This is a genomic window from Thiothrix lacustris DSM 21227 (assembly GCF_000621325.1).
Classification (GTDB): domain Bacteria; phylum Pseudomonadota; class Gammaproteobacteria; order Thiotrichales; family Thiotrichaceae; genus Thiothrix; species Thiothrix lacustris.
Genome location: NZ_JHYQ01000041.1, coordinates 1 through 25046, shown reverse-complemented (window position 1 = coordinate 25046; position 25046 = coordinate 1). Strand labels below are relative to the sequence as shown.

The following is a 25046-nucleotide window of genomic DNA, read 5'->3' as shown; positions in this document are numbered from 1 at the left end:
GCCACCGTCGAACCCGTGTTTGGGAACTTGCGCGGCAACAAACGCCTGCACCGCTTCACCTTGCGCAGCAAAGCCAAAGTGGACGGGCAATGGAAACTGTTTTGCCTGATGCACAACCTCGAAAAGCTGGCACATTACGGGTATGTCGCATGAAGGGGGAAATGATGCTGCCAAACACGCAAAAATGCACCGTATTGAGCGTATCAGGTGGCATTCAGGGCGTTATGGGGAAGCAGGAAGTCGGCAACGCTGAAAAAAACGCCCGGTCGTTTGGGATGTTCAAAAAAATGACTGCCCGATCTGGATGGGATGATCAGATTCGGGTTTTTCTACACCCTCGTTGTCTGATGTATTTTTCCGCTGGTCGTTGGGATACTTGCATTCTATCACCGTGCTGGTTTACGCTTATTCCATGAAAAAACCAACTATCCGCTGTTTATTGCCGTTTCTGCTTGCCTGCGTCCTGCTGGCACAGGTGGCTGTGGGCGTGGCGGGTTGGCATATCGACGTTCCATCTGTGGCACAAAATAGCCAAGTAGCGCATTGCATCACGCTCGAACCGCATACTGCTGGCGAACACCACCATAATTGCTGCCACACTACACCGGGCAATGTTCCTGTCGCTTCATTGGCTTTACCACAAGTGGAATCTGTCAAATTGATTTCTGCTTTTTTCACTCAATCCTACCGTAATCCCCACACTGACCTGCTGATCCGCCCACCGATAGCCTGACCGCGTTTTCATCAAACTTCATTTTTTGATTGTTTAAACTGGATTCAGGAAAAACCATGAACAAGATACTGCTGCCGGTATGGCTGCCATTGCTGCTTGTCGGTCATGCCGCATTTGCGGGTGATGGGCATGACCACGGCGAAGAAAAAGCTGCTGCCACCGTTAATTCCCCCGCCGCACCACGTTTGGTGATGGAGTCTACCCAGTTTGAACTGGTAGGCACGTTGGAGGGGGACGGTTTGCACTTGTTCCTTGATGATCATGCCAGCAATGCCCCGGTAACGGATGCCAGTGTGGAGCTGGAGATTGCAGGGCAGCGCATCAACGCTGAAGCAGAAGCCGATGGCAGTTACCATGCGGCTTTGGCACATCCGCTCTCAGAAGGGGAATACGCGGTGATGGCAACCATTTTGACAGGTGAAACCAGCGACTTGCTAACGGGTGATCTGGATGTACACACAGTGGAAGCGATGCACGTTGAACCCGCCACCGCCACTTCAGCCAGCGGTTGGGGCTTCTTGCCGTGGGTGCTGGGTTTGGTGGTCATTGCCTTGGCTCTCGTGGTGTTCACGTTGCGGCGTGACCGCCACCAACGGAGGGTACAGGCATGAAACTAGCTGCATTTTTATTGATGGGTGCATTGTTGTTACCCGCGCTGGCAATAGCGGGTGATGGGCATGACCACGGCGAAGCTGCCCCGACTGCTGCCAACCCCAATGCCCCGCAACGCCTGCCGGATGGCAGTGTATTCTTGCCGAAAAAAACCCAACGTTTTATTCAAGTACGCACGCAACCTGCCAAACTCGAAACCTTGCCGCGTAGCCTTATCCTTAATGGTCAGGTGGTGGCGGGTATGGATGCCAGCAGCAAAGTGCAGGCATTGCAAGCCGGACGGCTCGACATTGCCAACGGTAGCTTGCCTGCTATTGGCGACAAGGTAGAAAAGGGGCAAGTATTGGCGACCATCACTCTTGCCAAAGACGCACAGGAAGGTACTAATCAAGCCGTCGAAGCTGCCGATTTGCAGGAGCAACTCAAGCTGGCGGAACTGGAACAGCAACGTTTACAAGGGTTGGGCGACTTGATTCCGCGCCGTGAAGTGGATACTGCCGCTGCGATGGTACGCAGCTTGCAAGCCCGTCTTGCCGTATTCCGCAAAGGGGCAAAAGGCGTTACCGAAACCGTGCGCTCCCCCATCAGTGGCATTGTCACCGCGAGTCACGCCGCCAACGGACAAGCCGTACAAGCAGGCGACTTACTGCTGGACATCATCGACCCCAGCAAATTGCAGGTGGAAGCCCTCACCTATGACCCTGCCTTACCCGCCAACATTGCTGCCGCTAACGTCACCATCGGTAAGCAAACCCTCGCACTCCGCTATCAAGGCAACAGCCAACAATTACGCCAACAAGCCTTACCCCTGCGCTTCTCTTTTCTCCCCTCGCCCCTTGAGGGAGAGGGGCTGGGGGTGAGGGGTTCTCTCGCCGCTGGCTCACCCGTCCAAGTGACCGTACAAACCCGTGAAACGCTGCAAGGTGTCGCTGTTCCTGCTGAAGCCCTCGCCCGTAACCCCAGCAACCAAACGGTGGTATGGGTCAAAACCACGCCGGAACAGTACGCCCCACGAGTCGTGCAATACCAGCCGCTGGACGGGGAACGCGTGATGATTACCGCAGGTTTGCCAGACGGTGAGCGCGTAGTAGTGCAAGCTACCAATCTGATTAACCAAATCCGTTAGGAGGCTGCCATGTTTAACTGGTTATTGAACGCCAGCCTCGGCAACCGCCTGCTGGTGCTGGTGGCAAGTGCTATGCTGATGATTTACGGCGCGTTGCAACTGCCGCAAACCGCCGTGGATGTCTTCCCCGACCTCAACCGCCCCACCGTCACGCTGATGACCGAAGCGGGTGGCATGGCTCCTGAAGAGGTGGAACGCCTGATCAGTTTCCCACTGGAAACCACCCTCAACGGCTTGCCGGGGATTGAGTCGGTACGCTCGGTATCCAGTGCCGGGTTGTCGTTTGTGTACGCGGTGTTTGACTGGGATACGGAGATTTACCGCGCCCGTCAGATGGTCAGCGAACGGCTGGGAGCGATGGAAAGCGGTTTGCCTGCTGGGATTGTGCCGCAAATGGGGCCAGTGTCGTCGATCATGGGCGAAATCATGATGGTGGCAGTGCCGATTGACCCCGCCAAGATTGACCCAATGGCAGTGCGTGAGTATGCCGACTGGGTGTTACGCCCGCGCCTGTTGTCGATTGCTGGCGTGGCGCAAGTCATCCCGATTGGTGGGGAAGTACGCCAGTTTCAGGTACAGCCGGATATGCGCCGCATGACTGATCTGGGGATTAGCCTTGCACAGTTGGCGGATGCGCTGGAAGGGTTTGCCAATAATACCTCCGGTGGTTTTCTCGAACTCAGCGGCAAGGAATACCTGATCCGTCACATTGGGCGCACTTCCAGCCTTGAGGATTTGCAGAACCTTGCGATTACTGCCACGGCGGGGCAACCGATTTTGCTCAAACAGGTGGCAAGCATCACCTTTGCCCCCAAGGTCAAGCGCGGGGATGCGGGGTTTAACGGTCAGCCTGCGGTGATATTGGGCATTCAGAAACAACCTGATGCGGATACCATCCAGCTTACCCAAACGATAGAAACCGCGTTGGAGTCGATGAAAACCAGCCTGCCGCAAGGCATGGCAGAGCCGCGTGTGACCTTCCGCCAAGCCAGTTTCATTGAGGCTTCCATCGGCAATCTGGAACACAAGCTGGTATTGGCATCGCTGCTGGTGATGGTGATTTTGTTCCTGTTTCTGGGGAATTTCCGCACTACCTTGATTTCACTGATGGCAATTCCGCTGTCGATTTTGTGTACGGTGCTGGTATTCCGCTATCTGGATTTGTCGATCAATACCATGACGCTGGGCGGCTTGGCGATTGCGATAGGAGAACTGGTGGATGATGCGGTGGTGGGGGTCGAAAATGTGATTCGCCGCTTGCGTAATAACCGCTTGCACAAAACCCAACTTGCGCCCTTGAAGATCGTGTTGCACGCCACGCTGGAAGTGCGGTCGGCGATTGTGTACGCCACCATTATTGTGGTGCTGGTGTTTTTGCCGCTGTTCGCCTTGCCGGGGATGGAAGGTAAACTGTTTGTGCCGTTGGGCATTGCCTACATTACCTCGATTCTGGTGTCGATGCTGGTGTCTGTGACCCTCACGCCGGTGATGGCGTATTACCTGCTACCGAACATGAAACAGCTTGACCACCCTGAACCGTGGTTGGTGCGCTGGCTCAAGCGTGGTTATGCCAAGGCGCTGGAAACCGTGCTGGATTACCCGCGTACCTTGCTCGGCATGGGCGCGGTGGCGGTATTGCTGGCGGGTAGCCTTGTGCCGTTGTTCCCGACCACGTTTTTGCCGCCGTTCAATGAAGGCACGTTGTTGGTGAGTGTACGTTTGACCCCCGGTGTGACCTTGGCGGAATCGGTACGCATTGCCGCTAAAGCCGAAACCTTGCTGCAAGACGTGCCGGAAATTGCCCATGTCGGGCGACGTTCCGGGCGGGCAGAACTGGATGAACACGCAGAAGGGGTACACAACAGCGAGCTGGACATTGCCTTAAAACTCTCAGAACGCCCAATGGACGTGGTGTATGCCGATATCCGCGCCCGCCTTGCACCGTTGCCAGTAAACGTGAGTATCGGGCAACCGATTTCCCACCGTATCGACCATATGTTGTCAGGGGTCAGGGCGCAGATTGCCATCAAGTTGTTTGGCGATGACCTCGACACGCTCCGCGCCCAAGGCGAACGCTTGCAACAAGCACTGGCGACGGTGGACGGCGTGGCAGACTTGAACATGGAAAAACAAGTGCTTGCCCCACAAATCAAGGTGTATGTGGATTATGCCGTGGCGGGGCAGTACGGGCTTTCAGGTGCGGCATTGCTGCGGGAACTGCAAATGCTGGTGGATGGCGCAACCATCAATGAAATCGTGGATGGCAACCGCCGTTTCAAGCTGGTGTTGCGCTTGCCGGAGGCGGCACGTTCCACCACCCAATTGCAGGATCTGCTCATCAGCACCCCGCTGGGGCAAGTGCCGTTAAGTAAACTCGCCAAGATTGAGGAAAGCGATGGCCCCAATCAAGTGGCGCGGGATAACGGGCAGCGGCGTATTGTGCTGTCCGCCAACGTGCAGGGGCGAGCATTGTCAGAAGTGGTGGCGGATATGCGGGCAAAAGTTGCCGAGTTCCAGCTACCCGAAGGCTACTTCATCACCATTGGTGGGCAATTTGAGGCACAGGAACAAGCGGCGCAACGCATCACGCTCTTAGCGGCGGTAGCGGCGTTGCTGGTGTTTTTGACCCTGTATAGCCGTTATCAGTCCACCACACTGGCATTGCTGATTATGGCGAATATTCCGCTGGCATTGGTCGGCAGCGTGATTGGCTTGTGGTTGTCGGGGCAACCGTTGTCGGTGGCGGCACTGATTGGTTTTATTACGCTGGCGGGCATTTCCACCCGTAACGGCATCCTCAAAACCAGCCATTACCTCAACCTGATGCGACTGGAAGGGGAAAGTTTTACCCGTGCGATGATTATTCGGGGGTCACTGGAACGTCTGTCCCCAGTGCTGATGACAGCATTGGTGGCAGCGTTCGCGCTCATGCCGCTGCTGTTTGAAGCGGAACAGCCGGGAACGGAAATTCTGCACCCCGTGGCGGTGGTGATTTTTTCCGGGCTAATCAGCTCCACGCTGCTGGATACTTTCCTCACCCCCGCCATGTTCTGGCTGTTTGGGCGCAAACCCGCCGAAAAGCTGTTGGATATGGCAAGCGATGAAGCCCTTTAACTTTTTAACTTTTTAATTTTTTAACTGTTGAATACCAAGGAGATAACCCATGAAACTGTTACCCACATTGTTAGTAACCCTCGGCTTGCTGGCTTCCCCGGCATTGCTGGCGGAAGAGCAAAAGGCTGCTACACCCGCCCACGGTGAACCGGGGCATAACCATGAAACCGACCACGGACAAGATGCCCACAAGGGTGAGTCAGCCGATGAACACGCCAAACACGAGCAAGAAGGGCATGATCATGCCGAGGATGACAAACCCCACCACGGCGGTATTGTTGCTGATGTCGATGGTATTCATCACGAACTGGTAATGGCAGAAGACGGTAAAGTCAGCCTGTATGCAGAAGGCTTGCCGGAAGGTGATGCACTCAGCAAGGTCAAGGTTCGCCTAACCATCCTCAAGGGCAAAGACAAGCAGGAAGCAGAAATGCTATTGGCAGAAGGCGATGCCCACCGCTTTGATGCACCACCTGATGTGAAACTGGCTGCCGGTGACAAGGTGGTGGCGCTGATCCAGCCTCTTGACGGCAAGCCACGCATGGCGAAGTTTGATATTCCGGTGGCTGAATAGGCGCAGTGAATGCTAGGCTCATAGGGGTATTCTAAAACTCATAAGCCACTTGCAAGGTGACGACAGTTTCTTTTGCACCGTCGTAACCTTCGTTATTCATGTATTCTGCCGCGAAACTGGCTTTCTCAAAGACTGACATCCGGTAGGCAATGCCCGTGGCGGTTTCGGGCAGCTCCAGCGCTTCGGCTTCCTTGGTTTGTTGGTAGGCCAATGCGATGGTGCGGTCGTTACCAATGTCCAGCCCCACTTCCAGATTGGTAGCGGAAGGTTTGGCGGTGCTGTCGTCTTCGAGGGTGATTTCATCCACAGCAATGTGTTCGGCAATCACATTGGCCTTACCGATCTTGGCACCGGCATGGAGGCCAACTCCCGTCGCAGCCTTGTCATTCACGTCAGAAATGTAGCTAACCCCCGCGCTGAAATGTTCAGTGGCGTAGTCGAGGTTTGCGCCGTAATCGTCGATCTTGTCACCGCCATCTTCATCATCCTTGAAGACGTAGGCGGAACCGGTGAGATTGCCTGCACTCATGCCCAGTTGCAGCGCTTCTTCCTGTGTTTCAGCCAGTTCCAGCGTTAGCGGGTCGGAAACCATGTTGCTGTCGAATTTGCCGAAAGGCACGTACATGCGCCCGACGGTGACATCCAGCCCTTCACGCGGTTTGAAGGTGAGGGTGGCTTCATCCACGCTGATGTTGTCGCTGTTTTCACCTTGTTCGTACAGGAACAGTAAATGCCCGTCGAGCTTGTCATGCAGCTTGTTGTCGATGCCCAGCTCCACGGTTGGCACGGTAATATCACTGGTATCACCGTCGTCATTGCTGACAAAACCCGCTTCGACTTCCACCAGTCCACTGAAGGTGGTTGCTGCGAAAACAGGGTTTGTAAGGCTTACGCCAATCAGAATACTGAGTAGGGTTCGTTTTTTTAAAAACATACAAGAGCCTTGCTACAGGGAATTGAGGAAACGCAGTAGCGCTTTCCGCTCGGTGGTGTTCATGGCTAATACGGATTGTTGAGCCTGGCTGGATTCGCCGCCGTGCCAGAGGATGGCTTCCAGCAGGTTGCGGGCGCGTCCATCATGCAGGAAGCGGGTATGCCCGCTGATTTTTTCGGTCAGGCCAATGCCCCACAGCGGCGGGGTACGCCATTCGCTCCCGGAGGCGCTGAATTCGGGGCGATTGTCGGCTAACCCCGCGCCCATATCATGCAGCAGCAGGTCTGAATAAGGTTGTGGCTGTTGGTTCAGCGCAGCAAAACGGGCAACGTGGCACGCAGCACAACCCGCTTGCTGAAACAGTTTCTGCCCTTGTATGACTGTTGGATCATCCACCTCTCGGCGGGCGGGGACAGACTGGTTGGCAACGTGGAACACGACTTTTTCCAGCAAATCATCCGGGATTTCTGGCTTGCCGCCATCCGGCAGGGTATGGCAATCGGTTTGTGCCGCGCTGCACGGTTGCTCAGGAAACAGGCTGGAGGTAATCCCCATATCATTGTGGAAGGCATCGGCGCTTTGCTGGCGGATGCTGGGTTGGTTGGCTTTCCAGCTAAACCGTCCTAACACGGTTTGCTGTTGGGCAATGTCCCACACCTGATTGGCTTTGCCGGAAATGCCATCGCCATTGGTGTCATCCGGGTCGGCGTTGGCGAGTATCTCAGCCTCGGGGATGCTTTCCAGCAAACCCATGCCGGGCAGGGGCGGGGCAACGCGGGCGGAAAACTGTATGTCGTGCGCCAACGCGCCGTAGTGCAGGTTTTCAACCGTCAGAGTGGGTTTTTGCAAGGTGTAATGCTCACCATCCTTGAATTGCCCGTTAATCTCGCTATAGGTGAAGCGTGGCGTGCCTTCCCCCGGTAAGCCTTTGATACCCAAGGGTTGCAGGTGGTCGCCGTAAGTAGGGTCAGGCGCTACGCCCAAGGTTTGTGCTTGTGCTTGCTGTTCGGTGGTGTGCGCGGGGATTCCCAGCTTCACAAGGGTGGACAGGAAGGGTTCTGTGTCCGTCAGGGGTGGATGACCGCGCCCATGCCCGACGTGGCAGGTAATGCAGCTATTGGCTTTGAATAGGGGGCCAAGACCATCCCGCGCAGTGGTTGAGGCAGGCGCAATGACCCACGGCTGCTGGAAGAATGCGCCACCGATGGCGAAATCTTCGTGCTGCTGTGGGGTGTTATCACTGTTGGCTAGCCCCGGTAGCGCTAGTAGGCTACCAAGGGCAATGGCTAGAGTTGAGTGCATTTATCCACCAAATGAGTCGCTGCTCTCCGGGTTAAGGCTTTCCACGCCTACCGCTTTGGCAGCCGCTTCAATATCACCCGTTTGGCTACGCAAAGCCGTAATCGTGGCTTTGATGCGCTTATTGCCATCCTTGTTGTCGGGGGCAGTTTGCTGGTCGAAATTTTCCCCGTTTTGGGCGGCTTCCACAATGGCTTCGGCTTTTTGTTGGGTATCAGCCAGCTTGTTGACCAGTGTTTCACTGGCTTTGGCATCTTTGCTGGCAACCAGTTGGGCGAGGCTTGCACCTTCTACCTTGCTGCCATCGGTGCGGGTGTAAGTGCCGTTGAAAATGTTCTGGATGCTGCGGGCATTTTCGGCGATGTCGTTATGGGTGTTATCGCTGAAGCAGGAATGTTCATCTTCTTGTGAATGCGCCAGTAGTGCCACGTTCATGCGTTCACCGGCGAGTTCACCCAAGCTCAGGCTACCCATGCCGAATAACATGCGGCGCAGGGCTTCTTTTTCATCCAATGTTAAAAAGGCGCTGCGGTAGTTATTGTCTTTGCCGTCTGCCCAGTCATCTGCCAGTTGTTGCAAGTCAGCCACCAGTAAATCCGTGACAACTTGCAGGTAGGCGGCGCGGCGCTCGCAATGACCATTGGTGCAGGCATCACCTTTGGCGTAGTCGGTGTAAGGGCGCTGGCCGGATGTTGTTGGGGTTTCATTGAAATCTTGTCCCCAGAGCAGGAATTCGATGGCATGGTAGCCCGTGGCGACATTGGCTTCGGAGCCGCCTTTTTCTTGGGAGGCTTTTAGCAAGGCGGTGTCGATGTTGTCTTTGCCTGCAATGATATTGGCGGTGGCGAAGGCATTACCTTCTTCGTGGTCGTAAACGTCTTGTTTGACGTAATCAATCAGCCCCTCGTCCAGTGGCCAAGCGTTGATCTCACCTTCCAGTGCATCGACATTGGGGTTGCCGAAACGGAAGGCTTCGGTCTGGCTGTAAGGTTTGCGGGCAGCGAGCCAGGCATCTTTAGCGGCTTGCTGGGTGTCGGCGCTGGGGTTGGCAATGAAGGCAGCTACCTTTGCCTGCAAGGTTTTGGCGGTGGCGAGGGTGTCGCTAAAGCTGGCGCTGGCGAGGTTGACGTACTGTTCCATCACGGCTTTGGCAGTCACAGTGTCAGCGTGGGCGAAGGTGGGGGCAGTGCTTAATAGGCCACCCAGCAGGGCTGCGGACACGATCTGGCTAATACGTTTCATGGTTGGGGTTTCTCCGAAGAAGGTTGCTTGTCTGTATCATCATCCGCTGATGTCAGGATCAGGTTGCCCCGGCGGGTAATGGTCAGGCAATAAGGGCGCTTGCCGTGCTGAAGGATGATCTTTTTACAACCGCGCATCAATTCGTCCAGATTGACACGCTTGGGTTCTGCATCTGTCATTCTTAAAGTTCCAGTCATCACGCGAATGCACCTTGCATCAAGTTGAAGTTAATGGTCTCAGGGTTAAGGGTTTCGTCGATTACTTCGCGGGCATGGTGTTTGCAGCGTCCGCAACAGGTGCCGACTTTGAGTTCTTGCTGGATAGCTTCGAGCGAGTCATGGCCTTGCTTGACCGCTTTCTTGATAGCTTTGTCCGTAACAGAGTGGCAGATGCAAACGTACATACACTTCCCCTAAACAGTAATGATTCTTCATAACAAGATGGATGATAGGCATTCTCATTTGCAAATGCAAGTAGTTCTCAGTGTATTTTTGAAAATGAGATTGTTTCTCAAAAAGTGCTTGACTTAAAAACAGGAATCATTATCATTTGATGCATCTAACAAGTTTTGCCTCTCCTCAAAACGGCAACAAAAGTAGCCAAGCCAGTGTATGACTTTGTAACTCCGCACCAGCCAGGTTATTTCTTTCATTAAAGGAATAGCGGGGTATGTGATGACCTTTTACATAAATGCATGGCTTGATCGGGTTGACCCATTTGTTAGCCTGCACAATCGGCAGACTGGAGAAGTCGTTGTTAAATTTGAAAAAAATGAATTGCAGGAATGCCTCGAACAGGGTGATTTCTGCCTGAGCGAGTTGTGTAGTCCCTGCCATAAAGTACAGCAAGAGTTGGTAAAGTGTTTGTTGCTGGCACGGTGTTCTCATGATGTTCGCCAACAACTGGAAACTATCTATAGCAACTTTTTCCCGCACCCCGTGAGTGCCAACATTATTCCTTTCAGGATCAAGCAAGCTGCCATGCAGCAGTGTGATTGTGCCTGAGTCAACGTGTGTACGATCTGCCAGGTTAGCCTTCATAAAAATAATCTTGGCCTGATGAGCCTGATTCCTCTCTTGGAATTTTGAACCTTGAACGGGGGCGCTAGCCCCCTTATTTTTGCCTGTTTATTGATTTGTCACAATTGTAATAATAACGGTTCTCATTTATTCTTGGTGGCTTGTTACTGATTGAGAGAATTTGGTATGGTCAAGGTTATCCTCCCGCTGACGCTATTGATGTCAGGCATCGTGCTTGCTGTTACGCCTGCGCCAACGCCGATTTCTAGCAAGGAAATGCTGGGTGAAAAGCTATTCGCCGATGTTAATCTGTCGAAAAACCGTACCCAATCTTGCGCTACTTGCCACAATCCTGAACATGGTTTTGTCGATAACCGTGCCACTAGCGTTGGCAAAGCGGTGTCATTGGGCGATGACGGCAAATCGCTGGGAGACAGGAATACCCCGACAGCAACTTATGCCCAATTCAGCCCAGATTTCCACCAGAATAAGAAAAGCCAGCGTTACATCGGTGGGCAGTTTCTCGATGGGTGCGAAAAGGATTTGCAAGGGCAAGCGGGTGGCCCCCCGACCAATCCAGTGGAAATGGGAATGCCTGATAAGGCCGCCGTCGTGGCACGTTTGCAGGAAAATGCCGATTATGTGACCGCTTTCAAACAGCTTTTCGGGGATAAGGTCTTCGATGCACCCGAAACTGCGTATGCTGCCATGACCACCAGCCTTGCTGCGTTTGAAAAAACCGCGCTATTTGCCCCGTTTGATTCCAGATACGACCGTTATCTTAGAGGCGAAGTCGAGCTGACCGATCAGGAATCGTTGGGTGAATCGCTGTTTTTTTCCAATCAATTCAGCAACTGTAACCGCTGCCATCAATTGAAAACCTTTCCGGGCAGTGAGGGCGAAACCTTTTCCAATTACGAATACCACAACCTTGGCGTGCCGCCCCATGAGGCAGTGCGGGCAGCTAATGGCAAAGGCAATGCTTTCATCGACCAAGGTTTGCTGGAACACCCCGACGTGACCGATGAGAAGGAAGCAGGCAAATTCAAAGTGCCAACGCTGCGCAATGTGGCAGTGACAGCGCCCTACATGCACAACGGAGTCTTTGCTGATTTGCGCACCGTGGTTTTGTTTTACGACAAGTTTAATAATACTGAGCGCAAGCTCAACCCAGAAACGGGTAAGCCGTGGGCTGCGCCAGAGGTGGATAAAAATCTTGCCTTGAAAACCGAAGAGTTTCAAGCCTCTGCCTTGAAAGATTCGGAAGTGGATGCGTTAGTGGCATTCATGCAAACGCTGACGGACAAACGCTATGAGTCTTTGTTACCATAAAAAATCTTTCAACACCTGAACAGGAGAAGTGCCATGAAAGGAAGCCCCGAGATTAACCGTTCGCTGAATTTGGCGTTACGCAGCCAGCTTACGGCGATCAACCAATACTTCCTCCACGCCCGCATGTGTAAAAACTGGGGTCTGGAAGGTTTTAACCAGCGCGAATACAAACGTTCCATCAAAGCCATGAAACAGGCGGACGAGTTGATCGAACGTATTCTGTTCCTCGAAGCACTGCCTAACCTGCAAGACTTGGGCAAGCTGTATCTCGGTGAAGATGTGCCGGAAATCATCGCCAACGATTTACGCCTTGCTGGGGAAATCGTGGCGGAATTACGCCGCGTGATTGCCGCGTGTGAACAAGCGCAGGATTACGTGAGCCGTGACATGCTGCAAGAGATTCTCGAAGAGGAAGAAGAGCAAATCGACTGGCTCGAATCCCAACAATGGGCAATCCAGAATGCGGGTTTGCCCAATTATTTACAGTCCATGATGAGCGCATAAGGAGACAACATTATGAAAGGAAACGACCGCGTTATTGACGTGCTGAAAACCCTGTTAGCCGGTGAGTTGGCAGCCCGCGACCAATATTTCATCCATTCACGTATGTGTGATGACTGGGGTTTAACCAAGCTGTTTGAGCATTACGAGCATGAACGTCAGGAGGAAAGCAGCCATGCCGATGCGATCATTAAGCGCATTTTGTTCCTCGAAGGCTTGCCGGATCTTAGCAATCAGGATGGCCTGAATATTGGTGCGGATGTGCCTAGCATGTTCAAAAATGACCTTGCACTGGAATATCACGTCGTGGGCGCGTTAAAAGCCGCGATGAAGATTTGTGAAGATGAAAGCGATTACGTGACCCGCGAAATGCTGCGCTTACAGTTATCCGATACTGAAGAAGACCATGCGTATTTTCTGGAAAAACAACTCGGTCTGATTGACAAAATCGGTCTGCAAAATTACCTGCAATCGCAGATGTAACCCGCGCTCTCTCCATCTCTGTTCAGGCACACGCGGTCATCACGATGCAGCGCATTACCCAAACAGGGACTTTTCACTGGAATGGTGATGATGGCTTACAGCATCCCGGTCAAAAAACCCACCCCAGCCAAGCTGATGATTGCACCGCCCGCCCTTACGGCATGGTTTCCCCAAGGCCAGCGGGTCAGTTCACCAAACACAATGCCAGACAAGTGTAATAAACCGGTAGCGATGACAAATCCAAGGCTATATGCCAACGGGCTGGCAGCGTCGGGTAATTCCGTACCGTGAGCATGACCGTGGAAAATCGCAAATGCACCGACCAACACAGCCGCCACCCATAACGGTGGGCGAACGGCTAAGACCACCATTAACCCCAGCACCAAGGCTGACAGCGCAATGCCGGTTTCAACGGAAGGAATCGGAACACCCGCGATACCCAATACCCCACCGAACGCCATGACGACCGGAAACACCACGGGTAGTATCCAAATGGCAGGTCGCCCTAAAAATGCACCCCACAAGCCAACCGCGACCATGGCGGCGACGTGATCCCAGCCAAACAGGGGATGGGTAAAACCGCTGAAAAAGCCGCCGCTCATGCCAGCAGCATCGGAATGCGCCCACACGCTGGTGCTCAAACTCAAGAGCAGTAACAGGATGCCGAAGCGTTGTTGTGTTGAAATCATTTGTTGATTGCCTCTGATTTGTTGATGGGGAAAAGTGTAGCGTATTCCCGCGACTTTATTGCCAACCTACCTTATCCATGATCTTTACCGCTTGCGCATTGTTTTTACCCAAGACGGACAGGTTCAGTGCATCGCTTTTAAAATTGCCCCAGCTTTGCAATTCCGGGCTGGCGGCAATACCACGTTTGACCGGGTATTCACCATTGGTGTTGGAATACCAGCGTTGCGCATCATCCAGCACCATGTATTCCAGCAATTTTACCGCATTTTCCTTGTTTTTGGCGGATTTGGTTACGCCTGCACCGCTGACATTGATGTGTGTGCCACGGTCACGCTGGTTGGGGAAAAACACATTTACCTTACTCGCTGCGGCTTTTTGGGCAGCATCACCACCGTATAACATTTGCGCGTAGTAGTAGGTATTGGCAATGGCGACATCGCATTGCCCTGACGAGACGGCTTTGATCTGGTCACGGTCGCCGCCGTTGGGTGCTCTGGCCAAGTTTGCCACTAAACCTTGCGCCCATTGTTCCGCTTGCGGCGCACCTTTGGCGGCAATCATGGATGCCAGCAATGACTGGTTATAAATGCTGCTGGAGGAACGTACACACACGCGCCCTTGCCATTTCGGGTCAGCTAAATCTTCGTAAGTGGATAGTTCGTTCGCCTGTACTTTGGCGGGATTGTAGAACAACGCCCGTGCGCGGTAAGTCAGCCCAAACCACTGGTTGGCAGGGTCACGCAGATGAGCCGGAATCGCTTGGTTCAACTGGGTGGACTGGATCGCTTGTAACGTGCCTGCTTCCACTGCGCGGTGCAAACGTCCTGCGTCAGCGGTGATCAGTGCATCGGCGGGGGAATTCGCCCCTTCGCGTTTCAGACGTTCCAGCAGCGGGTCATCGTCGCCGGTAATAAGGTTGACGGTGATGCCGGTGTCTTTGCTGAAGGCATCCAGCAGTGGCTTGATCAACTGCTCTTCGCGGGCAGAATACACATTCACTTCATTGGCGAGAACTTGGGTGCTGGATAACAGCAACAGGGTGGCAGTTAATTTTTTCAACAGTCGATGCTCCTTCACGTATCCGCCCAGCGGCGTATTAAATTGTGATAAATACCGGATAATTTGATGGTTTGCGGGTGATTAAGGCCAACCTCCAGCGCTAATGCTTGAATGCTTTGGTCGAGGTCGTAGAGTAGGGTGCGTTGCCCATCATCACGCACCATACTTTGCATCCAGAAGAATGAGGCCAGTCGTGCGCCACATGTTACCGGACGTACTTGGTGCAGGCTGGTGGCGGGGTAAAGCACCATATCGCCTGCTGCGAGTTTCACTTCCTGTGCGCCAAAGTTGTCTTCGATCACCAGTTCGCCACCTTCGTATTCCTCGGGTTCGGCAAGGAAGAGGGTGGCGGAAACGTCGGTGCGTATCCGTACCGTCGTGCCGGGTACTGTCATGACCGAGCCGTCAGTATGCGTCCCAAAATGCCCACCGTTTTCATAGCGGTTAAACAAGGGCGGAAATATATTGAGGGGTAAAGCAGCCGAGATGAAGGTCGGCGAGTTTGCTAGTGCGGTAAGAATAATTTCCCCTAGTTCATGCGCAACCGGGGAATGTTGGGGAATTTGCAGGTTACTTTTCACCGTAGCCGATTGTTTGCCAGTGGTGACTTTGCCATCGACCCATTCGGCGGCATCCAGTTGGCGACGGCAAACAGCGACTTGTGCTGGGGTGAGGACATTGGGTATACAAAGCAGCATTGCCTATGCTCCTAATAGGGGGTTACGCCTTAAAATCCCGCCCCGTGACTCATGAAAACGGGGCGGAAACCAGGACTCAAACTGTCAGATTAAAAGTCGTAGGTGAGGCTAACATTGGTAGTTCGACCGGGGGCAACGTAGGTAAAGCCGCTGGGATAAACCGCTTCAAAAATGGTTTTATCCGTGGCATTTTTTACGTTCAATTGGGTACTCAATTTTTTGTTGATTTTGTATTCCGCCATCACGTCCAAACGGTTGGAAGCGGGGAGTTCACGGTCATCACTTGCCTCGAAGTTACCGCCGCCTTTGAACTTGCCGGTATGCACCAATGTGCCACCCACTGCCAATTGTGGTGTTGCCTGATATTTGGCTTGGAGGCTGGCACTCTTGCCCGCGATATTGGCGAGATTTTTGCCTTTGTTGGCAGGGTTAATGGACTCGGTAATCGCCGTATCCATATACACCGCGCCACCCGCCAAACTTAGTTTGGGCGTGACATTGCCGGAAATGCCGACTTCGACACCATCGACCTGTACAGCGCCAACTTGATGCATCACAGCGGCTGTTCCCGTGCCAGTGGTTTCAATCTTGTTCTTTTTTTCGGTACGGAAAATGGCGGCATTGACGGCAAGATTGTCGTTTGCCAGATTCCATTTTGTACCCAGCTCGACGCTGTTGTTTTTTTCTGGTTTGGCGGCTTCGGTGGTGATATTCAAGCCACCGTAAGCGGGTGCGCCAGAGTCCACCATTTCGCCGGGAATATTGGAGGAGGAACTTACTGAGGCGTACACACTGCCGTTTTCTTTGGGCTTAAACACCGCGCCGACGTGACCATTGGTAAAGCTGTTTTTGGCTTTAGGGTCACTGTCTGCTACATAAATACCCTCCCGCGCTTGCTTCTCAATGTCGAAACTGTCGTGACGTAAACCGCCAAACACTTCCCACTTCGGGTTTATTTTCACGGTATCCAACACATAAACCGAGTGGGTTTTAATATCGGTGGTGGAAGTATTGCCACGTCCGGTGACAGGGTTGCCATTCGTCAGACTGGGGTTCTGCAAATCTTGGTCAAAAGCACCCGATGCAAATGCGCTACCTGCGGCAGTATTGAAGGTGTAAGGCGTGTTTTTGATGTCTTCTTTGGTCAATTCGACCCCTGCCACGACAACGTGTTCTACTTCACCCGCGTGGAACTCGTGGCTGATCTGGGTGTTATGCCCGATAAATTTGTTGTTGGCAGCGGCAGAACTCGTGCCGGGGCGTACCTTGCCGCTAGCCTGAACGCTGGCAGGGTTGGAGACGATGTAATCGTTGGTGGTTTCACCCACACGGGTTTTGCTGGTTAGGCGGGTGTTGTGTGAGAGTTCGGCTTCGACGGTTGCGGTGAGGCTATCCGCGCCCGTATCCCAGAAATCGCGGTCTTTGTAGCCGTAGAAATTGCTGCGGTCGATGCTGGGCGTGCCTTGTACGGCGGCGGTGTAAGGTTGACCACGGTCGGGCAAGGCTTCGCCACGTAGGTGGTAATAGTCAACCAGCACATTCACGGTGTCCGTCGCTTGATAATCCGCAGCTACCGCAACGCCGTGCCCTTTTTTGTAGACTTCATCACGCCCGGCGACTTCGGAATCTTGCAGCATTAGGTTGGAACGCACCGTTAGCTTGTCATTGATCACGCGATTGGAATCAAGCGTGGTGCGTTTGTCATCACCCAATGTCAGTGTGCCACGGGTAAAGTTGGTGTCTTGTGGGCGTTTGGAAACGCTATTGACTGCGCCGCCGGTTGTGCCACGTCCGCCGAACGTAGAGCTGGGGCCTTTGGTGATTTCGATTTGTTCGGTGGCAAAGGTTTCGCGGGTGGTCATGCCCGGTTCGCGCATTCCATCCACAAAGGTATCGCCACGCGCATCAAAACCACGGATTAAGAAACGGTCGCCTTCTTGATTGCCATTTTCACCCGTTCCCAAGGTAATGCCGGGTTGGGTGCGCATCAGGTCTTTGAGTGCGGTAACGCCTGCATCTTTCATCTGTTCCTTACCGACTACGTTGATGGTTTTGGAAACGTTTAGCAGCGGTTCGGTGAATTTGCTGTTAGCTGATTTATCGACTTTGTACGGGGCTTCGGGGTCAGCATTGGGGTTGGAAGCGGGCGCGGCTTTCGTCGCTTGTGCGGTTACGCCTTCCAATTGGGTGACATCGGCTGCGTGGGAAGGGGCAGCGACAGTGGCAAGCACCACAAAAGCGGCGGAGGCTAATGCAATACTGGATTGGTCTGCACGGCTAACCATGCCCCTAAGCATAAGAGGCTTCTTTTGATAGCTCACGACGATACTCCTTGAAAATGAATAATTTACCGGGGGTGGCATCCGTGGCTATCTGGCTATACGATGCTTAATCAAGAATGCGGATGATAATGATTCTGTTTTATTAGTCAAGTATTCTGTGGTAAAAAGGCAAATATGAGACAACCTGAACCTTATCTGACGACTATTCCGCCCGTGATTGCGGCACTGACTGATTATGAACCCTATGCCCGCGCTCGGTTGGATGACAATGCATGGGCGTATTTACACAGCGGCGCGGCGGATGAAATCACCTTCCGTGCGAATCGCGAGGCATTTGATCGGCAATGCTTGCAAGGGCGGGCATTGGTGGATATGCGCGGTGGGCATACGCGCCTGAATTTGTTTGGGCACGCGTTTGAGCACCCGATTTTACTGGCGCCCGTTGCCTATCAAAGCTTGTTTCACCCAGAAGGCGAGCTTGCCACGGTGCGAGCCGCTGCGGCGATGGATGCGGGTATGGTGGTCAGCACACTTGCGAGCCATCCTTTGGAGGAGATTGCCAGCCATGCTTACGCGCCGTTATGGTTTCAGCTTTACGTGCAGCCGGATCGTGAATTTACGCTGGATTTGGTGTTGCGGGCAGAGCAAGCAGGTTATCAGGCGTTGGTCGTAACGGTGGATGCGCCATTGGCGGGGATTCGCAACCGTGAACAGCGGGCGGGTTTCCGTTTGCCAGCGGGGGTTAGTGCGGTGAATTTGCAGGGGATGCGTCAGTCACAAACCCAACTGGTGGAAGGGCAAAGTGTGGTGTTTGATGGTTTGATGGCACATGCGCCGACTTGGCGGGATATTGAAATGTTGCGTGCTGCTACCCAGTTGCCACTCATACTTAAGGGGATTTCCAGCCCCCTTGATGCTGCGTTGGCGCTGGAATTGGGTGTGGATGGTTTGATTGTTTCAAATCACGGGGGGCGTACCTTGGATACCTTGCCCAGCACGCTGGAACTCTTGCCTGCTATTGCGGCTACCACGCAAGGGCGTGTGCCGCTGTTGCTGGATGGCGGGATTCGGCGTGGCACTGATATTCTCAAAGCCATTGCGCTAGGGGCAAGCGCCGTGCTGATCGGTCGCCCGTTCATTTACGGCTTGGCAACAGCGGGGGCGTTGGGAGTGGCGCATGTGTTGCGCTTGCTGCGTGATGAGTTGGAAGTGGCGATGGCGCTGACGGGTTGCCGCACGCTGGCGGATATTACCCCCGCTGTCTTGATTGCTAATAACACTTGAAAATAAGAATAACAATAATTATCATCACCGCCATTACTTGCCTGATACCACTAGCCATCCGCCATGTTTCGGTAGCCAAGGTTCAGCGAACCCCTGTTTTTAGCGTTATTACAAGGTTCTGCTATCCCTATGGACTTCCTGAAAGAAAACCTCGATTACATGGTACTCGGTACACTCGGCTTGATGAGTTTTATCATGCTGGCGTTTGCCGTTGAACGCCTTATCTATTTCATGCGCCTGAATCTCAACCAATTTCAGCACATTGAATTGTTGAAAGTCGCCCTCACGCGCAATCTCACCACTATTTCCAGCGTCGGCTCGAATGCGCCTTATGTGGGCTTGCTGGGCACGGTGCTGGGCATTCTCGTCACTTTCCACGAAATGGGGCAGGGCGGTAAAGTTGATGTGAATACCATCATGCTGGGCTTGGCAATGGCGCTGAAAGCTACGGCAGCGGGGTTATTGGTCGCCATTCCTGCCATCCTGTTCTACAACGGTTTGATGCGCAAAGTTGATGTGCTGACCGCCCGTTGGGAAGCCGCACGGGATGCCAAGGCATGAGCATGAAGCGTTTCGACCAGATCAATATGATCCCGTTCATCGACATTATGCTGGTGTTGCTGGCGATTGTGTTGACCACAGCAACTTTCATTTCACAAGGCATGATTCCGGTGGACTTGCCGACAGCGGAACAAGTGAGTGAACCTTCGCAAGATGAAGAGCCGTTGGAAATTGCCATCAATGCGCAAAACCAACTGTTTCTTGCCGGTGACGCGGTGACGATTGAGCAACTCGGCGAAAAGTTAGGGGCGCAAGCCACGCCCGAAACCCTGATTGTATTGCGTATCGACAAGGCAGCGGTGTTTGAGCATTTCGTCAAACTGATTGATTTGCTGAAAACCAAGGAACTCAATAACCTTTCCATACAGGCGCAGCAAGAGCCATGAGAGCGAATCATTTAACTGGCTTTGGGGTTTCTACGGCACTGCATGTGGGGTTGGCACTGCTGCTAATGCCCATGTTGTTTGCCGCTGAAAAGAAGCCGGAAGAACCACCCGTGCTACCAGTAGAATTGAGCATGTTCGAGCCGAAAGCACCTGAGCCCGCTCCCGAACCTGTGCCACAGGTTGCGCCTGAACCTCCACCCCCGCCGCCTCCCCCACCGCCGCCAAAGCCGAAACCCAAGCCCAAGGAAAAGCCGAAGCCGGAAAAACCCAAACCGGAAAAAAAGGTGAAAAAACCCTTGCCCAAGCCCAAACCACCCGAAAAGGATTTGCGTAAAGAACAGGAGGAACGTGAACGCCGCGAGGAATTGAAACGCGAGCAGGAACAACAGCAGCATCAAGCGCGTGAAAATGCCCAACGCCAAGCGCAGCAACGTGCGCAACAAGAAAAAGCGGCACGAGCGGCGGCGGCAGCACAAAACGAAGTGCCTGTGATTAGCAACCCGCGTTACCGTAGCCCACCGCGTGCGCCAGAATACCCACGCCGTGCGATGGAATCAGGTACAGAGGGCACGGTGATTGTACGCGCCAATGTCAATACTGGTGGCAGTGTGACGGCGGCACGGGTGCATCAGTCTTCAGGCAATGCCTCACTGGACGCAGCAGCCGTGAAAGCAGTACGTGGTTGGAAATTTGTGCCAGCAGCACGTAACGGGCAGAACATTGAATCCATTGTACAAGTGCCCGTGAATTTCAGGATTAATTGAGGAGAGTAGCATCAATCCATTTTTGTTAAAAAACCGATTGAAACATTCGTTTTAATCAACTGGATAGCTTGATGCGAAAGGACTAAAACTATAAAGGAGAGTAAACAATACCAATCACCATAAGGAGAGAACACCATGAGTGACATTAGCAAGTGTCCTGTTATGGGACATGCCAATACTCCCGCAGCAAGCAATGCTGGGCGTGGCACATCCAACCGCGACTGGTGGCCTAAGCAGTTAAAACTCAATATCCTGCACCAACATTCCACCAAGTCCAATCCGCTGGGTTCCACCTTTAACTACGCAGAGGCATTCAAACAACTTGACCTGAATGCCGTCAAACAAGACCTCTACGCACTGATGACCGACTCGCAAGACTGGTGGCCAGCCGATTATGGCCACTACGGGCCGATGTTCATCCGCATGGCGTGGCATAGCGCAGGCACTTACCGCATTTCGGACGGGCGTGGCGGCGCAGGTCACGGCAACCAGCGTTTCGCACCTTTGAATAGCTGGCCTGATAACGTCAACCTCGACAAGGCACGGCGCTTGTTGTGGCCGATTAAGCAAAAGTACGGCAACAGCATTTCCTGGGCTGACCTGATGATCCTCACGGGGAACTGTGCGCTCGAATCAATGGGCTTCAAGACCTTCGGTTTTGCCGGTGGGCGCGAAGACATCTGGGAACCCGAGGAAGACGTTTACTGGGGGGCTGAAGCCGAATGGCTGGGCGACCAGCGCTACAGCGGCGAACGTGATCTGGAAAATCCCCTCGCGGCGGTGCAAATGGGCTTGATCTACGTGAACCCGGAAGGGCCCAACGGCGAGCCAGACCCGATCGGTTCTGGGCGGGATGTACGCGAAACCTTCGCCCGAATGGCAATGGATGACTACGAAACCGTCGCGCTCACTGCGGGTGGGCACACCTTCGGCAAATGCCACGGTGCAGCCAGCCCAACCCACGTCGGTGCAGAACCTGAAAGCGCAGGCATTGAACAACAAGGTCTCGGTTGGAAAAACAGCTTCGCTAGTGGCAAAGGTGGTGACCAAATTGGCAGTGGTTTAGAAGGTTCGTGGACGCCAACCCCAACGCAGTGGGACAACAGCTATCTGGACATGTTGTTCGGCAACGAGTGGGAATTGACGAAAAGCCCGGCAGGTGCGTGGCAATGGACACCCAAAGTCGCAACTGCTGACAACCTCGCCCCAGCGGCTGACGATGCGGCGAAACGTGTACCCATTATCATGACCACGGCGGATATGGCGATGCGTTTCGACCCGATCTACGAGCCGATTGCACGGCATTTCCAGCAAAACCCGGATGAATTTGCCGATGCGTTTGCCCGTGCATGGTTCAAGCTAACCCACCGTGATATGGGGCCGCGTTCACGCTATCTCGGTGTGGAAGTTCCGGCGGAAGAGCTGGTGTGGCAAGACCCGGTTCCAAGTGTGGATCATGAACTGATTGAGGCACAGGATATTGTTGCGCTCAAGGGTAAAATCCTTGCTTCCGGGCTTTCCATTGCGGAACTGGTGTCGACCGCTTGGGCGTCAGCGTTTACTTTCCGAGGTTCTGACAAGCGCGGTGGTGCAAACGGAGCGCGTATCCGCCTTGCGCCGCAAAAGGATTGGGAAGTGAACCATCCTGCGCAATTGGCGAAAGTGCTGGCAGCGCTTGAAACCATCCAACGCGACTTCAACGCGGCGCAAGGTGGGAAGCAAGTATCGCTGGCTGACTTGATCGTGCTGGGCGGTTGCGCGGCTGTGGAACAGGCGGCGAAGAATGCCGGGCACGCCGTCGACGTTCCCTTTGCAGCGGGGCGCACGGATGCTTCGCAGGAACAAACCGATGTCGAAGCTTTCGCAGTGCTGGAGCCGGTGGCAGATGGCTTCCGTAATTACCTCAAAGCTAAGTTTGCAGTCACGGCAGAGGAACTGCTCATCGACAAGGCGCAATTGCTGATGCTGACTGCGCCCGAAATGACCGTGCTGGTTGGCGGATTGCGGGTGCTGAATGCCAATTTCACCACACGATCCGAGACGCTTAGTACCGACTTTTTCGTCAACCTGCTGGATATGGGGACAGAGTGGAAAGCGACAGCGGAAGGTCAGGAGGTGTTTGAAGGTCGTGACCGTGCTACAGGCCAACTGAAATGGACAGGCACTCGTGTTGACCTCATTTTCGGTTCAAATTCCCAGCTTCGAGCCGTTGCGGAGGTCTATGCGCAGGATGACGCGCACGGGAAATTTGTGCATGACTTTGTAGCAGCGTGGAATAAGGTGATGAATCTTGACCGTTTCGACCTTGCCTAACCTTAGTCGCATTCAGTAAACCGATCGACGGGTAATATTATCCGCCTAATTAACATTTTTTAAACTTTATTGTTAATTGATGCTACTACACTACGTGTTGGATATTTCACAATGATAACCAAAGGATAGTGTTATGGATAAAAAAAGCTCGTGCTGTTGCGGTGCTCTGCCTGCAATGTGGTGGTGGTTGTTGACCTTACTGGGCTTACCTCTGTTGTTCCTGCTTATGACAGGAGCACGTCAGAGTGTGGTTGAGAAGGATTTAACCACCCGCAGTGAAGCGGCACTCAAAGCCGCTGGTATGGATTGGGCGCAGGTAAAACTTACTCAGCGTGGGCGTGATGTGTTGCTCAGTGGTAGTGCGGCCTCTGATGAGGAGCGTCTGGCGGCTTTGAAAATGGTTCAGGGCGTTAATGGCGTGCGCGATGTGCAGAACATGATCGAGGTGGTTGCTGCGCCAGCACCTGAACCTGCACAAGCTGCCGTTGCTGCTGAACCTGTGCAAGCCGTGGCTTCTCTTGATGCGCCTGCTCCCTCTAAAACACCTGAGTTTTCCTTACAATCGGTGGGTGGCAAAATGGTGCTGCAAGGGGTGATGGGGTCTCAGCAAGAAATTGATGCGGCACTGGCTGCTGCTCAAGGTGTTTATGGCGCTGGTCAGGTGGATAATCAGTTACAGCTTATTGAAGGTGTTGCACCTGCTGCGTGGTTGAAGGATTTGGCGGGGTTGTTGCCTGCTTTGCAAGGCTTGGACAATGCTAGCCTGAAAGTGTCGGCGGCGGGTAATAGTATCGGTGGGCAAGTGCCTTCGGATGCTGACAAAGCGCGTGTGTTGGATAAGGCTAGGCAATTGTTAGGTGGTGCTATTGCGGATGATTTGGCCGTTGCAGCCCCTAAAACGCCAGTGCCTGACTCAGTGACCAATGCTGCTGATCCAGCGCAGGTTGCCGCAGAAGAGAAAGCGGTCGCGAACTGTCAGCAACAGTTGAATGATGCGATGAGCGGTAAAACCATTCTGTTTGAAACCAATAAATCCGCCATTAAGCAAGACAGTGCTGCCTTATTGGAGTCTTTGGTTGGGATTATTTCTACCTGTAAAGAGGTGGTTACTGAACGAGGCATTCAAATCAGTGGGCATACTGATAATGTTGGTAATGATGCTTATAACCAGCGTTTGAGCCAGCAACGTGCCGATGCGGTGAAGAATTACTTTATCCAGAAAGGGGTTGATGGTGGATTAGTTAAGAGCGTTGGCTTTGGCGAAAGTAAGCCAGTTGCTCCTAATGACAATGAAGCTGATCGCTCAAAAAATCGCCGAATCACCTTTGATATTAACCCTGAGTAAGGAGGACGCCATGTTGTATTTATTTTCACAATTATCCGTTTGGTTGTTACTGGCGTTGGTTTTTGGCTTGGTAATGGGTTGGTTTTCGCACTCAGGGAAAGAGGATTAAGTCATGACAATGTTTCTGATACAGGCTTTGATTTGGTTACTGATAGCCTTTTTCTTGGGGTATGTGATCGGGCGTTTTTTGAAGTCACTGTTTTGCGGAAATCAGGACGCTAGCGGTAAGGATGTCACCATATCCTCACATCGACCTATTGATGTGCCGCCGGCTGATGCACCGCCGGTGACTATTCCTAAAGCGGCTGCTGCCTTGGGTGGTGCTGCTGCTGTGGGGGCAGCTGCGGCTGCTGCGGCGCGTTTTAAGGCTGAACCGCCAACTGCTCCTTCAATGGATTTCAGTGGTATCAATCCACATAAACCCATCATCGATCCGCCGGATATGACGTTGCCTGATCTTGAATGGAAGGGGGGGGCAGTAGAGCATCCTAATGTTGAGTTGAAGGCAATGGATGTTAATTTCCCTAACATGCCGGAGGTCGAATTATTGCCGGAGGTGGTTGCAGAAGTGCCCGCTGTTGAGCTTAGTTTGCCGGATGCTGACCTCAGTTTGCCAACGGCATCGTTGGATGTGCCATCAGTAGAATTGGATGTGCCCAATATCGAACTGCAAGCGCCTAGCCTCGTTGTTGACG

The 25046-nt window shown here is 53.3% G+C and carries 26 protein-coding genes; 16 read left to right on the top strand and 10 right to left on the bottom strand.

What is annotated here, in order from left to right:
• Window positions 1-15 precede the first annotated feature (15 nt).
• The 6 genes from Q394_RS23135 (at window position 16) to Q394_RS21705 (ending at window position 6159) form a co-directional block, all read left to right on the top strand.
• On the top strand, window positions 16-153 hold the full coding sequence (locus tag Q394_RS23135) for a transposase (protein ID WP_084260302.1): 138 nt from the start codon (window positions 16-18) through the stop codon (window positions 151-153).
• Window positions 154-412: 259 nt separating this feature from the next.
• The gene (locus Q394_RS0115845) at window positions 413-733 is read left to right on the top strand and encodes a hypothetical protein (protein WP_028490116.1); all 321 of its coding nucleotides are present in this window, start codon (window positions 413-415) and stop codon (window positions 731-733) included.
• A gap of 56 nt (window positions 734-789) precedes the next feature.
• Window positions 790-1344: a hypothetical protein gene (locus Q394_RS0115840; protein ID WP_038141813.1), complete on the top strand. Its 555-nt coding sequence runs from the start codon at window positions 790-792 to the stop codon at window positions 1342-1344.
• Window positions 1341-2471 (top strand): efflux RND transporter periplasmic adaptor subunit, encoded by a 1131-nt coding sequence (locus tag Q394_RS0115835; RefSeq protein WP_028490114.1) that lies wholly within the window; start codon window positions 1341-1343, stop codon window positions 2469-2471. Before Q394_RS0115840 ends, Q394_RS0115835 begins: the two co-directional genes overlap by 4 nt.
• A gap of 9 nt (window positions 2472-2480) precedes the next feature.
• Entirely contained in the window at window positions 2481-5585 is a 3105-nt protein-coding gene (locus Q394_RS0115830) for an efflux RND transporter permease subunit (RefSeq protein ID WP_028490113.1), read from the top strand.
• Between the two features lie 49 nt (window positions 5586-5634).
• Complete coding sequence (locus Q394_RS21705) at window positions 5635-6159, top strand: hypothetical protein (RefSeq protein WP_051543507.1); 525 nt, start codon at window positions 5635-5637, stop codon at window positions 6157-6159.
• A gap of 31 nt (window positions 6160-6190) precedes the next feature.
• On the opposite strand, the gene Q394_RS21700 is transcribed toward Q394_RS21705, so the two are convergent.
• The 6 genes from Q394_RS21700 to Q394_RS0115795 all read right to left on the bottom strand — a co-directional run bounded on the left by Q394_RS21700 (window position 6191) and on the right by Q394_RS0115795 (window position 10674).
• Window positions 6191-7093 (bottom strand): LbtU family siderophore porin, encoded by a 903-nt coding sequence (locus Q394_RS21700; protein WP_028490112.1) that lies wholly within the window; start codon window positions 7091-7093, stop codon window positions 6191-6193.
• A 12-nt stretch (window positions 7094-7105) separates the two neighbouring features.
• The gene (locus tag Q394_RS0115815; protein ID WP_028490111.1) at window positions 7106-8395 is read right to left on the bottom strand and encodes a di-heme oxidoreductase family protein; all 1290 of its coding nucleotides are present in this window, start codon (window positions 8393-8395) and stop codon (window positions 7106-7108) included.
• Window positions 8396-9634 carry an imelysin family protein gene (locus Q394_RS0115810; protein ID WP_028490110.1) on the bottom strand — a complete coding sequence of 413 codons (1239 nt, stop codon included), beginning with the start codon at window positions 9632-9634 and terminating at the stop codon, window positions 8396-8398. It lies immediately after the preceding gene.
• Entirely contained in the window at window positions 9631-9813 is a 183-nt protein-coding gene (gene hemP / locus Q394_RS0115805) for a hemin uptake protein HemP (RefSeq protein ID WP_028490109.1), read from the bottom strand. The genes Q394_RS0115810 and hemP overlap by 4 nt, the downstream gene beginning before the upstream one ends.
• Before the next feature lie 17 nt (window positions 9814-9830).
• Window positions 9831-10037 (bottom strand): (2Fe-2S)-binding protein, encoded by a 207-nt coding sequence (locus tag Q394_RS0115800; protein WP_028490108.1) that lies wholly within the window; start codon window positions 10035-10037, stop codon window positions 9831-9833.
• 175 nt (window positions 10038-10212) lie between these two features.
• On the bottom strand, window positions 10213-10674 hold the full coding sequence (locus Q394_RS0115795) for a hypothetical protein (RefSeq protein ID WP_028490107.1): 462 nt from the start codon (window positions 10672-10674) through the stop codon (window positions 10213-10215).
• Between the two features lie 165 nt (window positions 10675-10839).
• Here Q394_RS0115795 and Q394_RS0115790 point away from each other — a divergent pair, with 165 nt between their 5' ends.
• The 3 genes from Q394_RS0115790 to bfr (Q394_RS0115780) are packed head-to-tail and all read left to right on the top strand — an operon-like array spanning window position 10840 to window position 12969.
• Window positions 10840-11985, top strand: a complete 1146-nt coding sequence (locus tag Q394_RS0115790; RefSeq protein ID WP_038141811.1) for a cytochrome-c peroxidase — start codon at window positions 10840-10842, stop codon at window positions 11983-11985.
• A gap of 33 nt (window positions 11986-12018) precedes the next feature.
• Window positions 12019-12489, top strand: a complete 471-nt coding sequence (gene bfr / locus Q394_RS0115785) for a bacterioferritin (protein WP_028490105.1) — start codon at window positions 12019-12021, stop codon at window positions 12487-12489.
• Window positions 12490-12501: 12 nt separating this feature from the next.
• Window positions 12502-12969 (top strand): bacterioferritin, encoded by a 468-nt coding sequence (bfr, locus tag Q394_RS0115780; protein WP_028490104.1) that lies wholly within the window; start codon window positions 12502-12504, stop codon window positions 12967-12969.
• A 95-nt stretch (window positions 12970-13064) separates the two neighbouring features.
• Here the strand turns inward: bfr (Q394_RS0115780) and Q394_RS0115775 are convergent, their stop codons facing one another.
• The 4 genes from Q394_RS0115775 to Q394_RS0115760 form a co-directional block, all read right to left on the bottom strand.
• The gene (locus Q394_RS0115775; protein ID WP_028490103.1) at window positions 13065-13658 is read right to left on the bottom strand and encodes a HupE/UreJ family protein; all 594 of its coding nucleotides are present in this window, start codon (window positions 13656-13658) and stop codon (window positions 13065-13067) included.
• Between the two features lie 55 nt (window positions 13659-13713).
• Window positions 13714-14721 carry a Fe(3+) ABC transporter substrate-binding protein gene (locus Q394_RS0115770; protein WP_028490102.1) on the bottom strand — a complete coding sequence of 336 codons (1008 nt, stop codon included), beginning with the start codon at window positions 14719-14721 and terminating at the stop codon, window positions 13714-13716.
• An 11-nt stretch (window positions 14722-14732) separates the two neighbouring features.
• Window positions 14733-15416 carry a Fe2+-dependent dioxygenase gene (locus tag Q394_RS0115765; protein WP_028490101.1) on the bottom strand — a complete coding sequence of 228 codons (684 nt, stop codon included), beginning with the start codon at window positions 15414-15416 and terminating at the stop codon, window positions 14733-14735.
• Window positions 15417-15505: 89 nt separating this feature from the next.
• On the bottom strand, window positions 15506-17701 hold the full coding sequence (locus Q394_RS0115760; protein ID WP_245606806.1) for a TonB-dependent receptor: 2196 nt from the start codon (window positions 17699-17701) through the stop codon (window positions 15506-15508).
• A gap of 171 nt (window positions 17702-17872) precedes the next feature.
• Here Q394_RS0115760 and Q394_RS0115755 point away from each other — a divergent pair, with 171 nt between their 5' ends.
• The 7 genes from Q394_RS0115755 to Q394_RS20775 form a co-directional block, all read left to right on the top strand.
• Window positions 17873-18982 (top strand): alpha-hydroxy acid oxidase, encoded by a 1110-nt coding sequence (locus Q394_RS0115755; protein ID WP_028490099.1) that lies wholly within the window; start codon window positions 17873-17875, stop codon window positions 18980-18982.
• 129 nt (window positions 18983-19111) lie between these two features.
• Window positions 19112-19543 (top strand): TonB-system energizer ExbB, encoded by a 432-nt coding sequence (exbB, locus tag Q394_RS0115750; RefSeq protein WP_028490098.1) that lies wholly within the window; start codon window positions 19112-19114, stop codon window positions 19541-19543.
• On the top strand, window positions 19540-19929 hold the full coding sequence (gene exbD / locus Q394_RS0115745) for a TonB system transport protein ExbD (protein WP_245606805.1): 390 nt from the start codon (window positions 19540-19542) through the stop codon (window positions 19927-19929). The genes exbB and exbD overlap by 4 nt, the downstream gene beginning before the upstream one ends.
• Window positions 19926-20693 (top strand): energy transducer TonB, encoded by a 768-nt coding sequence (locus Q394_RS20785; protein WP_038141808.1) that lies wholly within the window; start codon window positions 19926-19928, stop codon window positions 20691-20693. Before exbD ends, Q394_RS20785 begins: the two co-directional genes overlap by 4 nt.
• Before the next feature lie 135 nt (window positions 20694-20828).
• Window positions 20829-23006, top strand: coding sequence for a catalase/peroxidase HPI (gene katG / locus Q394_RS0115735; protein WP_028490096.1), 2178 nt, complete (start codon window positions 20829-20831; stop codon window positions 23004-23006).
• Between the two features lie 133 nt (window positions 23007-23139).
• A complete protein-coding gene (locus Q394_RS21695) occupies window positions 23140-24351 on the top strand; it encodes an OmpA family protein (protein WP_051543505.1) in 1212 nt (403 codons plus the stop codon).
• 112 nt (window positions 24352-24463) lie between these two features.
• The coding region (locus Q394_RS20775) for a hypothetical protein (protein ID WP_038141806.1) at window positions 24464-25046 on the top strand (583 nt) is incomplete at its 3' end.